The 16,135-nt window shown below is 45.1% G+C and carries 12 protein-coding genes; 10 read left to right on the forward strand and 2 right to left on the reverse strand.

What is annotated here, in order from left to right; translation table 11 throughout:
• Positions 1-20: 20 nt before the first annotated feature.
• The 4 genes from ACVBDY_RS00300 to ACVBDY_RS00315 all read left to right on the forward strand — a co-directional run bounded on the left by ACVBDY_RS00300 (position 21) and on the right by ACVBDY_RS00315 (position 7,916).
• Positions 21-3,530 carry a SusC/RagA family TonB-linked outer membrane protein gene (locus ACVBDY_RS00300; RefSeq protein WP_447173490.1) on the forward strand — a complete coding sequence of 1,170 codons (3,510 nt, stop codon included), beginning with the start codon at positions 21-23 and terminating at the stop codon, positions 3,528-3,530.
• An 18-nt stretch (positions 3,531-3,548) separates the two neighbouring features.
• Positions 3,549-5,018 carry a SusD/RagB family nutrient-binding outer membrane lipoprotein gene (locus ACVBDY_RS00305; protein WP_447173491.1) on the forward strand — a complete coding sequence of 490 codons (1,470 nt, stop codon included), beginning with the start codon at positions 3,549-3,551 and terminating at the stop codon, positions 5,016-5,018.
• A gap of 134 nt (positions 5,019-5,152) precedes the next feature.
• Positions 5,153-6,649, forward strand: a complete 1,497-nt coding sequence (locus ACVBDY_RS00310) for a calcineurin-like phosphoesterase C-terminal domain-containing protein (RefSeq protein ID WP_447173492.1) — start codon at positions 5,153-5,155, stop codon at positions 6,647-6,649.
• 10 nt (positions 6,650-6,659) lie between these two features.
• The gene (locus tag ACVBDY_RS00315) at positions 6,660-7,916 is read left to right on the forward strand and encodes a hypothetical protein (protein WP_447173493.1); all 1,257 of its coding nucleotides are present in this window, start codon (positions 6,660-6,662) and stop codon (positions 7,914-7,916) included.
• 75 nt (positions 7,917-7,991) lie between these two features.
• Here ACVBDY_RS00315 and ACVBDY_RS00320 read toward each other — a convergent pair whose 3' ends face one another.
• The gene (locus ACVBDY_RS00320; RefSeq protein ID WP_447173494.1) at positions 7,992-8,495 is read right to left on the reverse strand and encodes a DUF456 domain-containing protein; all 504 of its coding nucleotides are present in this window, start codon (positions 8,493-8,495) and stop codon (positions 7,992-7,994) included.
• Between the two features lie 332 nt (positions 8,496-8,827).
• On the opposite strand from ACVBDY_RS00320, the gene ACVBDY_RS00325 reads away from it, so the two are divergent.
• The 6 genes from ACVBDY_RS00325 (at position 8,828) to hemW (ending at position 14,898) form a co-directional block, all read left to right on the forward strand.
• Positions 8,828-9,196, forward strand: coding sequence for a BlaI/MecI/CopY family transcriptional regulator (locus tag ACVBDY_RS00325; RefSeq protein ID WP_447173495.1), 369 nt, complete (start codon positions 8,828-8,830; stop codon positions 9,194-9,196).
• Positions 9,193-10,896, forward strand: coding sequence for a TonB family protein (locus ACVBDY_RS00330; protein WP_447173496.1), 1,704 nt, complete (start codon positions 9,193-9,195; stop codon positions 10,894-10,896). Before ACVBDY_RS00325 ends, ACVBDY_RS00330 begins: the two co-directional genes overlap by 4 nt.
• A gap of 74 nt (positions 10,897-10,970) precedes the next feature.
• Entirely contained in the window at positions 10,971-12,122 is a 1,152-nt protein-coding gene (locus tag ACVBDY_RS00335) for a tetratricopeptide repeat protein (RefSeq protein ID WP_447173497.1), read from the forward strand.
• 92 nt (positions 12,123-12,214) lie between these two features.
• The gene (locus ACVBDY_RS00340) at positions 12,215-12,781 is read left to right on the forward strand and encodes a hypothetical protein (protein ID WP_447173498.1); all 567 of its coding nucleotides are present in this window, start codon (positions 12,215-12,217) and stop codon (positions 12,779-12,781) included.
• A 213-nt stretch (positions 12,782-12,994) separates the two neighbouring features.
• Positions 12,995-13,549 (forward strand): crossover junction endodeoxyribonuclease RuvC, encoded by a 555-nt coding sequence (gene ruvC / locus ACVBDY_RS00345; protein ID WP_447173499.1) that lies wholly within the window; start codon positions 12,995-12,997, stop codon positions 13,547-13,549.
• A 221-nt stretch (positions 13,550-13,770) separates the two neighbouring features.
• Complete coding sequence (gene hemW / locus ACVBDY_RS00350; RefSeq protein ID WP_447173500.1) at positions 13,771-14,898, forward strand: radical SAM family heme chaperone HemW; 1,128 nt, start codon at positions 13,771-13,773, stop codon at positions 14,896-14,898.
• Between the two features lie 158 nt (positions 14,899-15,056).
• Here the strand turns inward: hemW and ACVBDY_RS00355 are convergent, their stop codons facing one another.
• Positions 15,057-16,022, reverse strand: a complete 966-nt coding sequence (locus tag ACVBDY_RS00355) for a M20/M25/M40 family metallo-hydrolase (protein WP_447173501.1) — start codon at positions 16,020-16,022, stop codon at positions 15,057-15,059.
• Positions 16,023-16,135 lie beyond the last annotated feature (113 nt).

The following is a 16,135-nucleotide window of genomic DNA, read 5'->3' on the forward strand; positions in this document are numbered from 1 at the left end:
AAAACCCTTTTAGCCAAAAAATGAATACGAAACTACAAAAATTATTGTTGAATGCGATAAATATCTGTATTTGCTCCTTTGCATCAGTTTTGTCCTGCGTTCAATTGTATGCATTTCCTTCGGAGACTCAGCGTCCGGAAGCAGTAAATGTGACTATAAAACTGGAAAATGCCACGATAAAACAATTGTTTTTCGAGATTGAGAACCAAACCGAATTTACCTTTGTCTATGACGAAAAAGTGTTGAACACTACCCGGAAACACACCTTTTTCTACCCGGATAAGAATGTATCGGAAATACTGGAAGACCTGAAATCGAGAGAGAATCTCATATTCCGGCAAATAAACAATACCATCACGGTTACTTTAATATCCGCTCAGCAAAAAGGTATAGGCGGGGTCATAAAAGATTCGGAAGGAACGCCACTTCCCGGAGCCACCGTAGTAGTAAAGGGAACCAGGAAAGGAACGATTTCCGATTTTGACGGTAATTTTCACATCGACGTTCCGGACGGGGGCAAAAGTGTTTTTGTGTCTTTTATCGGGTATAAAACAAAGGAAGTGCCTATCGGGGGGCGCACATTTCTGGATATAACGCTGGAAGAAGATGTCAGTTCACTCGATGAAGTGGTTGTTACCGCATTGGGAATTAAACGGGAAGAGAAACAACTGGGATATGCGCAACAAACTGTCACTTCCGATCAATTGACCGATGCCAGGCCGAATAACTGGTCGGAGGCCTTGAGAGGAAAAGTGCCGGGACTGTCTATAAACGGTCTGGGCGGCCCAATAAGTTCACAACAGATAAAACTCCGGGGAGACAATTCCCTGGATCCCAGTAACAACGGGGCGCTTATTGTTATAGACGGAGTGGTGGTGCAAAACGAATTCCCCGGCTCCGGAGCGTCCAACGGATATATGGGAGGAGACGCCTCTAATGATACCCCGGTGGATTTCGGAAATGCCGTTTCCGACCTTAACCCCGAAGACATTGAAAGTATATCCGTACTGAAGGGGGCAGGTGCTGCTGCACTTTATGGGTACCAGGCGGCTAACGGTGCCATCATTATCACTACCAAATCCGGTAAAAAACAAAAGGGACTGGGCGTTACCATCAGTTCCAATACTAAATTTGATGTGATCACCCGCTGGCCCGACTGGCAATATGAATATGGACAGGGAAGTGGTAAAGGCGGATATGTAAAACCCGATACGGACGAAAATGGTAATCCCGTGCCCTATAACGATCGCCTTTATTATACTTACGGGGCATCGGAAGACGGTAACAGTACCGCGGGAAGCAGTAGTGCCTTTGGCCCTCGTTTCGACGGACAGTATTATTATCAATACGACCCTGAAGTAGAAGGACAATCGCCCGAACGACAGCTCTGGAGGCCGTATAAGGACAACAGGAAAGCATTTTGGCGCACCGGAGTTACCAATACGCAAAATATTTCCATCCAGGGAGGTGGAGAAAACGGTTCTATACGAAGTTCTATTACCCATACCAAAAACGAATGGATCATGCCCAATACCGGATTTGAACAATTGTCATTCTCTGTCAATGCCAATTACCAGGTATCCGATCGTATAAAACTCAGCTCCGTAGTAAATTACAGGGATAAGGAAAGCGATAATCTGCCGGGCCAGGGATATAATAACCATTCTATCGCATATTTTATGATCTTCCAGAATCCCAATGTAGACCTTGACTGGTACAGACCTATCTGGAAACAGGGGCAGGAACAGGTAGATATGATACGTCCCTACAGCAGCTATATCGATAATCCATATGCCATGGCCTACGAGATGATCAATAGCCTGGACCAGAATGCGGTTACCGGTAACCTGAGAATGGACATAGAACTTTCTCCGAAATTCAACCTGATGCTCCGCGGGGGACTGAACATGTACCACAAACGTATGGAACAGCGCCGCCCCTATGATATTAACCGCTATGCAAAAGGATATTACAGGAAAACAGGGATCTTTAAAAAAGAAACCAATCTCGATTTTCTACTGACCTATACCGATACCTTCGGCGAAGACTTCGACATTAGTGTCAATGCCGGGGGAAACACGATGGACTACCAGTATAACCGGCAGGACGGATGGGCCGTGGGATTGGAAATTCCCGGCACTTACAACCTTGCCAACGGTACCGAGACTTTTACCAGTGAGTTCGACGGTTATAACAAGGCGAACAGTCTTTACGGAATGATGACACTGGGGTGGAAAGACAAGATATACCTGGACCTTACGGCGCGGAATGACTGGAACAGTGTGCTTCCCAAACACAACTGGTCATTTTTCTATCCCTCGGCCAGTGCGGGTATTATTCTCAGTGAAATATTCCAGATGCCTGAAGCCGTTAGCTTTGCCAAGTTGAGAGCTTCTGTAGCAGATGTTGGAGGAGCAGGTCAGTATGGCAACCGATATGGCACCAAAAAATACTACGGACGAAGTGATTTCGGAGGGTCGGCAGTGGCACCTACCTCCCTGTACAATATCGATCTCAAACCCGAGCGTACGACCAGTACGGAAATCGGCCTGGACCTCAGGTTCTTCAATAAACGTCTTTCATTGGATGCAGCTGTTTACCAGACCAATAGCCGAAACCAGATCCTCGATATTCCCCTTCCCGAATCTTCGGGGTATAACAGTGCGACCATTAATGCGGGAGAGGTCCGCAACCGGGGCGTGGAACTGATGCTGAACGCTATTCCCGTGAAATCACAGAATTGGGAGTGGAACACTACGCTGACCTGGTCCAAGAACGAAAGTAAAGTGTTGTCCCTTCACGAAAAAATAGAAGGAGGAGAGATGCAGTTGTTGAGTTCTTCCGGCGCACGGCTGATGGCCGTGAAAGGAGGGCCGGTAGGAGCACTTTACGGAAGAGGATTTGAACGCTCTCCCGACGGAGACGTTATTTATGACGACAGCGGTTATCCGGTACTTAGCGAAGGGGTAATATATATAGGGGATACCCAGCCCAAATGGGTTGCCGGTTTTATAAACAGCGTCCGATTTAAGAATTTCCGTCTCAGTGCTGTTATTGACGGTAAATACGGAGGGACTATCTATTCGCACACCCATCACAAGCTTACCCAGCAAGGGAAACTGAAACACACGCTCAGAGGAAGAGAAGAAGGAGAGCTCGTAGGAAAAGGAGTAGTAGATAATGGAGACGGCACGTATTCGCCTAATACCAAGGCAATACCTATAGCAGAGTATTACGACACCCATTACCTGCTTGCGAACACCGAAGCCAATTCTTTTGATGCTTCCTTTATAAAATTGAGGGAAGTGACCCTGGAATATAACTTCCCGGCAAAGCTACTGGAAGGTACGTTTTTAAATAAATTCAGCCTTTCCCTGTATGGCAGGAACCTGGCGGTGATCTCCGATTTCCCGATATATGATCCGGAAGTTGCCGGGCTGGCCGGCGGGACCAACATGCACCCAGGGGTGGAAGTAGGACAAATGCCCGTACCTACGGAGTTCGGAATGAATATTCAATTAGGATTTTAATTTGAAAAAAAATATTGTATGAAAATCTTTAAACCTTTTGCATTGCTGAGTCTGCTCTCCCTGTGGGTGAGTTCCTGTACAGGGGATTTTGAAGAGACCAACACCCACCCCAATAACCTGGAAAGTATTACGGCCGGAAGTGTCCTGAACCCGGTGCTGTATGAACTGGCCAGCCGGAACGGTATACAGATGCGTAGTGTGGGCGCTCCGGTGACACAAATGTTCTGGGTCACGGACGACTATATCAACTCTCCCTTTCTGTATGATTTTGACGTTAATATAGGAGGAACCACCTGGCGGGACTATTATCGTTGGTTGAATAACCTCAAGGAGATGGAAGCTGCTGCCATTCGAGATGGAATGCATAATTATGAGGCGATTGCTCTTACCCTGAAAGCGTATGCTTTTGCCATGCTTACCGATTGCTTCGGCGATGTGCCATTTGAAGAGGCCCTGCAGGCAGAAGAAGGTATATGGTATGCGGAGTTTACTCCTCAGGAAAAAATATACGAAACCCTACTGGACGATTTGGAAAGGGCCAATACGCTTTATACACCGGATGAAGGCATGATCTACGTAAGCGATATCCTGTTTAATAATAATCTGGATAAGTGGCGTAAATTTACCAACTCATTACATTTGAGGCTTTTGCTTCGGGTTTCCGGTCGCGCTGAAACGAATGCTTTCACAAAAATGACAGCAATGATCAACAACCCGGCACAGTATCCTGTCTTTGAGAGCAATGAAGACGGAGCCGTACTGCACATTGAAGGGATTCCCCCGTTGCTGTCACCGTGGGACCGTCCGCAGGATTTCGGGACATTCAGGTATTACGGCGATTTCTTTATTGATAATCTCAAAAATTTTAAAGATCCCCGCTTACCTCTTTATGCCTCGCAGGCCAAAAACCAGGATACCGACAACGTTGGGTTTATAGGGCAACCGGTGGATTTCGAATCGCCTTTGCCAGATAGTATAGCCACACCTTCCGGAGTACTTAACAGTTTGGCGACCGAACCGTTGATCATTCCCTTCCTGAGCTATGCCGAAGTGGAATTTATTAAGGCCGAGCTGGCCCAACGCGGATATATATCCGATGCCGAAGAACATTACGAAAAGGGAGTGACCGCTGCCATAGAAATGTGGGGACTGGAGATGCCTGTAGAACGAAATGAAGCGGGAGAGGTTACCGACGCCGATGCCTATTTTAGTAATGAATATACCAAATATGACGGTACCCTGGAGCGTATTATACTGCAAAAATACTATGCCCTGTTTTTTACGGACTACCAGGCATGGTTTGAACACCGAAGGACCGGACTTCCTGTGCTGGGGGTGAATTCCCAGATGAGGAACGGCGGAGAAATGCCATCACGTTTGTATTATCCGCTGAATGAAATAGACCGGAATAACGAAAACTACAAAAAGGTAGTGGAACAAATGGGAGGGGATAAGATCAATGTCAAAGTATGGTGGGATGTGGATTAAGGTGTGGAGATGAAACCGGGGGCTTCGATACATCCCGAACAGAGTTCGGGACACTCAGCCGCCTCCGTTTCGGCCCAATGCTCAAATTTGTAACTATATAAACCTATAAACCACAATCAAAGTTCATTACAACCATGCAAAACAGAAGAGATTTTATTAAAAAAGTGGGGCTTGCCACCGGGGGGATTTCCGCTCTCGGTTTTTTCCCCGCCGCGGCATATGGCAATTTGCCGGATCTCGGTCTTTACAGGCCGGTAAAGGTAAAAGGAAGGGTAACTTCCGGGAATAAAGGTCTGGCCCGGGTAACAGTAACCGACGGCCTGAATGTAGTGCAGACCGATTCCGGAGGGCACTTTGAATTTATAAGCAATAACGGCAGAAATTATGTCTATATCAGCCTGCCCTCCGGTTATGCCATAGATCGGCTGGAAAACGGTTCGGCCAATTACTTTAAGCCACTTGTGAAGAACAAGGAAAACCAGGAGTTCCATTTTCAGCTCCGGGAATCGGGAGCTTCGGATGAAAATCATCACTTTCTTGTTCTGGCTGACACCCAGATACAAAATGAGTACGAAGCGGAGCAATTACTCAGCGTATCCACACCCGACCTGGTAAAAACCGTAAAAGAGATTAACGATCCCAACCTGTTCGGAATAGGCTGTGGCGACCTTGTTTTTGACAACCTGTCGTTATTGAAGGATTACAACGCTATGGTAAAACAGACGGATATCCCTTTCTTCCAGGTGATCGGCAATCACGATATGGACCTGGGAGGGCGAAGTGATGAAAGCACGACAGGTACTTTTAACAGCCATTTCGGCCCTACCTACTATTCGTTCAATCGTGGAGAAATTCATTATGTGGTGCTGGACGACGTATTTTTTATAGGCAGGAATAAAAAGTATATCGGTTATATCACCGAAGAACAACTGGCCTGGCTGGAAAAGGACCTCAGCTTTGTAGAGCCCGGCACTACGGTGGTTGTATCCCTGCACATACCTACCTACACAGGTTCGGTGAAGCGCTATCCGGATAAAGACCATATAGGCGGAATAGTGAATAACAGAAAACACCTGTACAAACTCCTGGAGCCCTTTACGGCACATATTATGTCCGGGCACACCCACTTTAACGACAATATGAAACTCGCGGATAACCTGTATGAACACTGCCATGGAACCGTATGCGGAGCCTGGTGGAGTGGTCCCGTATGCCATGACGGCACACCGGGCGGATATGGGGTTTACCAGGCGAAAGGTTCCGACCTGTCCTGGCGATATAAGTCCACCGGATTGGATAAAGACCACCAGTTCCGGGTATATAAGAAAGGGGAACACCCGGACCATCCGGAAAAATGGGCGGCCAATGTGTGGAACTGGGATGCGGACTGGAACGTCGTGTGGTATGAAGACGGAATACGCAAAGGACAACTGGAAAGAACGACAGCAAGAGACCCGCTCAGCATTAAACTGCACGAAGGTCCCGATCTGCCCGAAAGGAGGAAATGGGTAGAACCGCAGTTGACTGATCACATGTTTTTCTTTGAACCGAATGCTTCAGCTTCAAATATCGTAGTGGAAGCGACAGACCGGTTCGGAAATGTATTTAAAGAAACCGTAAAATCCAGTTAAAAAAAGAACAATGAAACCTACTTATATATTAAAAACCACCTTTTTTGCCCTATGGATGTTTGCCTGCTCCGATCCGGATGTTCCGGAAACCGGGGAGGCCCCTGTAAGCGAAGTTTTTTCGGTAGCCGCCCCGGCGGATGATGTTACATTTTCCTATACCGATGAGGGCAGTTTTGTGTCCGGGTTATCCTCGTACGGATATAAAAACCCGGGCCAACTGGACCTTAACAGGGCAGCGTCCAAAAGCGGGTATAATTCCGTTTACGGTTTCAATATCCCGGCAGATCGTCAGGTTGCCGGTTTTAAATGGAACAGCGGGGATGAACAGACCAGAGACTGGAGGCCACAGGGTATTACCGGTTTTACATGGAACGGACGCCGGTTTCTGCTTGTTACCTGGTATGGTGTAGGTCCTTCCCAGATAGCGGGAGTGGAAAATCAGCATAAAGGAGCAAGGGTATCCCTCGTAGATATTACCGACATGAACAATATTACATATAGGCATATTTTATTGGTGCAGGACAAGGAAAACCGTTTTTACCAGGATTCCGATAAATATACCCAATACGAAGAATTCGGACCGGTGCGTATACACGCCGGTGGAGTGGCATATTATAATCAGAAGATTTATGTGGCCTCAACAAGTCTCGGGACCCGGGTTTTTGATCTCAATAAGATCATTGAAGTTTCCGGTGATACTTCAAAAAGTAAACTGGGGAAAGAACCCGATGGCACGTTGAGGGCATTCAATTACCGGTATGTTTTGCCACAGACCGGGTTTTATGATATTGACGGGGCTTCTCCTTATTCCTGTATAGCTTTGGGTGAAGGAACATCTTCGGAAACCAGGTTCTGGACCGGACAGTATATAACTTCTTCGGACGGAAGAACACCGGAAGTTTATGGTTTTCCGGTAAATTCCCAGGGCGAAATAACCCAAAGCCCCTTGCCTGAGGTTATAGCACCGAAGGATAACGCAACCGGGAATAACGGCCCGGTATTTAATATGCAAGGTGTATACAGAAAAGGGACAACCACCTTAATGGCAGTTACCGGTAAGAGTAAATACGAAGGGTCTACAGCGAGGCTGGTGCGTTACCGGGATGGAGACACTTCGGGAGCACGTTACCGATGGCCCCACGGAGCGGAAGACCTGTATTATGAACAAAGTACGGGTTATCTGTGGAACCTCACGGAATACGAAACATCAAAATACGGCAGTGATAACCGTTGCGTTTTTGCAGTCCGGTATTCCGACTACGATTAATTTAATTTTTCTGTGTTTTTTGAATAGCCCCGTAAGTGTTTTAAGATGCTTTCGGGGCTTTTTTTGCGAATGGATTTAGAAAGAAAACAATCCTGCACGGAACTCCCACATTTTTACAATAAACAATACGAAGAGGACTACCGTGACTACAAATTTCATAAAAGTACCGGTAAGAAATCCCAGGAAAGAACCAAAGGCAGCCCGTAAAGCCGTCTTACTGTCTGCTTTGTTGAACAGTTCCCCGATAAACGCACCGAGAAAAGGTCCGATAAGGATACCAAGAGGAATAGGGGCAATAATACCTACAACCAGTCCTATGGTGGTTCCCCACATTCCGGCCTTACTCCCCCCGAATTTTTTGGTTCCCATGGCAGGAATAAAGTAATCCAGGACAGTGATCCCTACGGCTATCACCAGTGTAATGCCAAGAAACCACCAGCTCAGTGTTACGGTTTTGGTGAGATGAAGCAATAAAAGCCCCACCCAGCTTATGGGCGGTCCGGGGAGAACGGGTAATACACTTCCGGCAATACCGATTATCATACACAGGAGACCGAGAACCGTCAAAGTAATATCCATAGGATTTCTTTTATAAGCTAATATTTAGTATATGACAAAAATTGTTTTTGATACCATTTAACCGGAAAATCAGCTTGACCCCTCCCGATAATTATCGGGATCACCCTTTAGGCGCTGTGTTGAGCTCAGTCGAAATGGCCGGGGTCAAAGATCGAGGAGTCATCGAAAGTCAATTTTTGTCATGTAATTAAAAGCTAATGTAATAAAAAAACATCATTGAACGGATTTTTGAATCCTACCGGAAAATTTTTAACTAAAAAATTAGTTTAAACTAAAAGTTTAGTTATATTTGTGTTTATAAACTAAAAAATTAGTTCAATAATATGTCAAACATGAAGCAGTTAACCAAGGCCGAAGAAGAGGTCATGCAGATATTATGGGAGCTGGAAAGAGCGAATGTTGCTGCCGTTATAGAAAAATATGAAGGTACTAAACCGGCTTACAACACGGTATCTACCATTGTGAGGATATTGGAAAGCAAAGGGTTCGTAGGGCATGAAAAAGAAGGGAAGGGGTATTTGTACTTTCCGTTACTGAAAAAATCGGAATACAGTAATCAGACTATTAATAAACTGGTCAACAATTACTTCCAGGGATCTTTTAAAAGTATGGTTTCCTTTTTCATGAAAAAGAATGACATAAGCATGGAAGAACTCGAAGAGATATTAAAAGAAGTTAACGATAAAGAACCGGAAAAATGATACACTATTTATTGCAGACCATCGCATTTCAGTTGTTTTTTCTGATCGTATACGATCTGTTCCTGAAAAAAGAGACGTTTTTTAACTGGAACCGGCTATACTTATGGGCCACGCCGTTGCTGTCCTGTATTATTCCGCTGATTAAGATAGAAAGGCTTGGAAAAGTCATGCCGCAGGAGTATGTTGTGATGCTCCCGGAGGTCATTGTAGGTCCGGGGGCAAATCAGACCCGGGAGATTGAAGTGACAGCCACGGTCCCTTTCTGGCAGTGGATACTGCTTGCCGGGATAGTGTTGAGCCTGGTGCTGTTCATCATGAAAATTATCAGGGTTTTCCGGTTGCGGTTTAAAGGAAAAATCATAAGAAAACAGACACATGAAGAGGTGGTGCTTCCGGACAGTAACACGGCGTTTTCCTTTTTCAGCAGTATTTACCTGGGAGATAAAGTATATCGTAAAGACCATAAACATATCATAGCCCATGAGCTGGTCCATATCCGGGGAAAACACACCATAGACCTTTTGTTCTTTGAGTTGCTTCGCGTCCTGTTCTGGTTTAACCCGCTGGTGTATATTTTTCAGGCACGTATGGCCGAACTGCATGAATTTATCGCTGATGCCCAAACTGCCGGCCCGGATAAGAAGGAAAGCTACCGGTTGCTTTTACAGGAGGTTTTTAAGACAGAAAAAATATCATTCATCAATCCATTTTTTAAATCATCATTAATCAAAAAACGAATAGTTATGTTACAAAAATCAAAATCCAGAAAAATTTGGCAGTTTAAATACCTCGTCCTGGTTCCCCTGGTGCTCGGTATGCTGGTATACAGTTCCTGCGAAAATGAAGAAACCGTAGTTCCGGAGGGCGATGCTTCTATTTCTTCACAGGTACAGCAATTAAAAGCAGCCATAGCAAAGAAAGGGAAAATTACCGAACAGGAAAGAGAAGAGATAATAATGCTCAGTGAAATAGTAGTTGTAGGTTATGAAGGAAAGGCTAAAACAAAGATTGAAAAAGATTATCCGGATGTAGACTATTCTTCTGCTGATCTGGATGTCCCCTTCTCTGTGGTGGACGATGTCCCGGTATTCCCCGGTTGTGAGAGTTCTGCCGACCCCAGGGCGTGTTTCCAGGAAAGCATACAGAAACACATCCGGAAGTATTTCCGGTACCCGGAAGAAGCCCAGGACCAGGGTATCCAGGGAAGGGTGGCCATACTATTTACCATAGATAAAGAAGGGAACATTGTACATATCAGGAAAAGAGGCCCTTCGCCTATACTGGAACAGGAAGCGATGCGGATCATAGAGACACTTCCGAAAATGACTCCCGGAAAACACAGGGGTGAGGCCGTTAATGTTCCGTTCTCCATCCCGATAACCTTCAGACTGGCATCGGATTCCGTTGAGGATAAGAGACATTCCGACGTTAGTAAAAGTCCGGATAATGGTAAGGTTTTAGCTTCCGGTGATATGACGAAAGGTGACGGGTATGTCTACGGGACCGTGGTAAACAGTTCCATGAATCTACCCGGGGTCAATGTGGCTGTCAAAGGGACGGGCAGGGGAACGATAACCGATTTTGACGGAAATTTTAAGATCAAAGCAGCAAAAGGAGATGTTTTACATATGAGTTACATTGGCTTGACTGATGTGGAATTTGCTGTAAATGACCACAACAATTATGAGGTCATGATGTAATAGTGAACCGGTATAGTATAATAATACAATATGGAAAGTTAATTATGCAGATAAGGTGTCTTAAACAATTATTTTTGCTGATTTTAGTTTTTTTGGTAAGCACTTTAGTGGCCGGGGCGCAATCCCCGGCCTTGCATATGGCAGACAGCTTGTATGCCCTGGGAAATTATACCGGGGCTATAAACATGTATGCAAAAGATCCTTCGGCAAAAAGCAGCCTGCAAATTGCCCGTGCCTATAATGCCATTGGTAATTACGATAAAGCGATGCTGCAATATGAAAACCTGCTTAATGAACATCCGGATATGCTGCTGGCCCGGAATGAACTCGGAAAGTTGTATCTCAGGACAAAGCAGTTTGAGAAAGCGAAAGCTGCATTTGGTGAACTCACGGAAAAGGACAATGAAAATGCCGATAATTTCTACCGGTTAGGAAAAAGCTACCAGGGTATAATACCGGAAATGCAGTATGCCCTTCCGAACTTTAAGAAAGCGTTCCGGAGCGATGAAACCCATTTGAAAAGTATCTATGAGATCGGGAAATATTATCTGAAACACAGGGAGAAGGATTCCGTATTGAAATATGTGGATAAAGGACTGGAGTTTTATGCCAATTCCATGGAACTGATCAACCTGAAGGCGCTTGTTCTTTTTAACAATGGCAATCACCGGGAAGCCGCCCTGTTATTCGAGCGTCTGGTGGAACTGGGAGAAGAAAAAGCCTATATCTATGAAAGACTGGGAGATTGCTATGTACGTAAAATCGAATACGAAAAAGCCATAACGGCATACGAAAGCGCCCTGAAGTTAAACGGTATGGAGCCCAACCCGAAAACCTTGCTGGCCTTGAGTAAATCTTATCTCAAACTAAAAAATTACGAAAAAGCGGATGCTTTTGCCAAAGAGGCCATTGCGGTACAGCGGGTAACTTTTGAGAACGAATACGAAGTCCTGGCCAATATAGCACTCGAACAAAAAGATGTGAAGACCGGGCTGGATTATTTAAAAAAGGCTTATGAAGAAAACCCCTCCAGCACCCATTCACACTACAGGATGTGTCTTGTAGCCGATAATTATTATGCCGATCCGGAACTTAAACTCCGGTATTATGAAGATTTTTTGGAAAAAATCGGTGATTCCGGTATGGATAGGATGTACAGGGACTTTACTACAAAGCGGATATCCGCCATTAAAAAGGAAATGCATATGAATGCCGGTGTGGAATAATCGCTCGGATACTCTTCAAAAACACAGAAACCACAATAAGTTTGTTTATTTTTCTCAAAAAGTCGTAATTTTCAGCATTCAACGGGTGTTTTATGCGAAGATCAGAAGGCTTTTTCTTTTATACGTTTCATATCGGGTTTACGGGCATTGGTTTTTTGCGCATTTTGACGGGTATGATTTTGTTTGCCGGAATGTCTTCGTGTAACAGGGGGAAGGAGGAAAAACCTTCTTCGGATAAACTTGTACAGGATGAGATCAGGAACATCAATTGGAATGAAGTAGACCAGTATCCCTTGTTTGAAACCTGTGATGAAACAGCAGAGAAAGTCCGGCAGAAAGCGTGTTTCGAAAAAACGTTTGTCCGGTACCTGTATGCGGGAATAGAGGACCAGCAGGTGGTTATGCACGGTAGTGTGGATGATACCATCTATGTTCGCTTTCTCATTTCCGGAACCGGAAAGATCTCTGTGGCCGAAATAGAGCAAAAAGAAAAATGGGAAAAACACGTTCCCGGCCTGGACAGTATCGTAGCGGTCAGTTTGAAAAAAATGCCGGTACTTTATCCCGCATTAAAACGAAATATTCCGGTAGCCACCAAATACCGGTTACCCGTGGTACTTCAATCAGCAACGGTTTCTTCCCCGGGACAAACGTATTAAAGAGTTATAAATAGTTGCAGGTTACAAGTTTCAGGTTCCAGGTTTGGGCGAGCCAAAAGGCACCTGGTTTCCCTTGCAATCTCTATCCTCCCATTTTCACATTCCCGGATATTGTGCACATGAGCGTTTACCCCAGCTTCTTCTCCCTGGTACCTCATAAACCCGTTCTATCTTCGTACCTTTGCTCCGAACAGCCTTGTAATTTTTAAAATTTTGGCAGAAGAGAGAATAATATTGGGCATAGATCCGGGAACGACCATCATGGGGTTCGGACTGATCCGGGCTACCGGAAAAAAGATGTCCTTTATGCAACTGAACGAATTGCAGTTACAGAAATACAGCGATCACTATCTGAAACTCAAACTTATTTTTGAGCGTACAGTGGAACTGATAGATACGTACCACCCGGATGAAATAGCTATAGAAGCCCCTTTTTTTGGTAAAAACGTACAATCCATGCTCAAGCTGGGCAGGGCCCAGGGAGTAGCTATGGCGGCAGGATTATCCAGGGAAATACCCATAACCGAATATTCCCCGAAAAAAATAAAGATGGCCATTACCGGAAACGGAAATGCAAGTAAAGAACAGGTGGCCGGGATGTTACAAAATCTCCTGGGACTTAAGGAACTTCCTAAAAACCTCGATTCCACCGACGGACTGGCAGCGGCGGTCTGTCATTTTTTTAATTCCGGAAAAAGCGTGGGGGAAAAGTCATACAACAGCTGGAATGCTTTTGTAAAACAGAACGAGGGACGTATTAAAAAATAAGAAACTGTTTAAATTTTGTTTTTGGAATATTTTATAGTGTATTTTTTCGTCAGACGAAGGTATTTTGAGGTGCATAGCATAGCTACGGACCGAAAAATAGCTGAAGTATGGCGGAAAAAGACACGTAAAAGAACCAAAGGTTAAAACTTAAACAGTTTCTAAATGCCAGCATCCTTTTTTCCGGGTGATATTGAGCCCGGGCAATAACAGTTTAATTTATCTTGGGAGCCATATACATTCACATACCGTTTTGTAAGCAAGCCTGTCATTATTGCGATTTTCACTTTTCCACTTCCACAGGAAAGAAGGCGGAGATGCTCCTGGCATTACAAAAGGAGCTGGAACTCCGTAAAGAAGAGTTCCGGGATGAGGTCGTGGAAACCATTTACTTTGGCGGAGGTACACCTTCTTTACTATCCGTAGACGAGTTACACCGTATCATTGAAGCTGTTTATGCCAATTATACGGTAGATGAAAACCCCGAAATTACTCTGGAGGCCAATCCGGACGATCTTTCACAGGACAAGATCATCGGTTTGGGCAGTTCACCGGTAAACCGGCTGAGTATAGGGGTACAATCGTTCTTTGACCGGGACCTGCAATGGATGAACCGGGCGCATAACGGAGGGGAGGCTCATAAATGCCTGTCAGCAGCCAGGGAGTATTTTGACAATATTACCATAGACCTCATTTATGGTATACCGGGAATGGACCATACACGCTGGAGAGAAAACCTGGATAGGGCATTAGAATATGACATTCCTCACATCTCCGCATATGCTCTCACCGTAGAACCCAAGACCGCACTGGATAAATTTATCCGAAGCGGAAAAGCATCTGCTCCGGATGAAACACATGCGGGAGAGCAGTTTACTATCCTGATGGATGTCCTTCGGGACAAGGGATTTGTGCACTATGAACTTTCCAATTTCGGTAAAGAAGGCTATTTTTCCCGGAATAATACCTCTTACTGGCTGGGTAAAAAATACCTGGGGATAGGGCCTTCGGCGCACAGTTACGACGGAAAGAGCAGGAGCTGGAACGTAGCCAATAATGCCCTCTATCTGAAATCTTTGAGCAGGGGAGAATTACCGCAGGAAACAGAAGTGCTTACCACAACCGACCGCTATAACGAGTATATAATGACCGGCCTTCGTACGATATGGGGAGTTTCCCTCAAACGTCTGGCAGAGGATTTCGGTACAAAATATCACGATTATCTGTTAAAGCAAACGACAAAATATCTGGATAATGGTTTGCTGGATATCCGGGAAGAGGTATTGCGGACCACGGCTAAAGGTAAATTCCTGACCGACGGTATTGCTTCTGATCTTTTTTATGTAGATTAATACTTGTAGGAGATAACAGAAATCGTTTCTGTACAATTTGACCGGAAAAGCAATCCGGATTGAATCCCATTAAATGGGTCTTATTCCCCAACGCCTGTCCTAATCCATAAGAATATCGGGATTGCCGAGGTAGTTGATTTTTGTTATGTATTAGAATCTTATCCTTTCACTTCCGTGAACGGCAGTTTTTCCCTTTTCATGGCATTTTCGATGATCTGAATTTCCAGGTCAATAATTTTTGCCTCGGCTTCGGCATTTACTTTATCAGCATCATCGGAGGGCATATGATAGTCCGGATGCCCGCCGGTATGAAAAAACAGTACGGGGACCTGTTTGGCATAAAAAGAACCGTGATCGGAGCCACCGCTTCCGGCATTGTCGGTAAAGAATTTTACCCCGGCCTGTACATCTTCAAAAACAGAAGGCCAGTCGCTGCTCGTACCATACCCGCCAATACCGATACCACGTTCTGGAGCATAACGTCCTATCATGTCCATATTCAGCATGAAATGGATGTCTTTTAATGGTAATACAGAGTGTTCCACAAAATATCCGGACCCCAATAAACCAAGTTCTTCGGCAGAAAAAGCGATGAACAGAAAATTATACGGTTCGGTTTCCCCGTTTCCGGAAAAATAACGGGCGAGTTCCAGCAGGCCGGCCACACCGGAAGCATTGTCGTCCGCCCCGTTGTGAATAAGCCCTTCGGGCTCCGGATGTTTGGAACTTCCCTGTTTGCCCGTACCCAGGTGATCGTAATGCGCGCCGATAACAATAGTATAAAGGGCTCCGTTATCCAGGAACCCGATAATGTTGTTCGCTTTGCGCAGGCTATCTTTAACCACCACTTTCTTTACCTTGGCAACGAACGGTTGTTTGTATTTCCGGGTACCTGCGGGCGATAATCCGTATTTCTTATATTGACGTTCAATATACCGGGCTGCTTTTTTCAGCCCCTTACTACCGGTTCCCCTCCCTTTCATTTTGTCTGCGGCCAGGATGTTTATATGCTGTTGTATAATTGTAGCATCGGGGCTGACAGCGGTATCCTGGGCAAATGTTTGGAAATAGCTGCTAAGGAAGAATAAAACGGAACAGAACAATACTATTTTGCGTATGGTCATCGGGATAAAAATTTACGGAAAGCAAATCTATACGTTTTGACGGTAAGCTACAAAAAAATAACCTCGAAACCTGAAACCCGGGGCTTCGATACATTCCGGCGGAGTCGGAACAC

The sequence above is a fragment of the Sinomicrobium halophytocola genome (assembly GCF_052983395.1).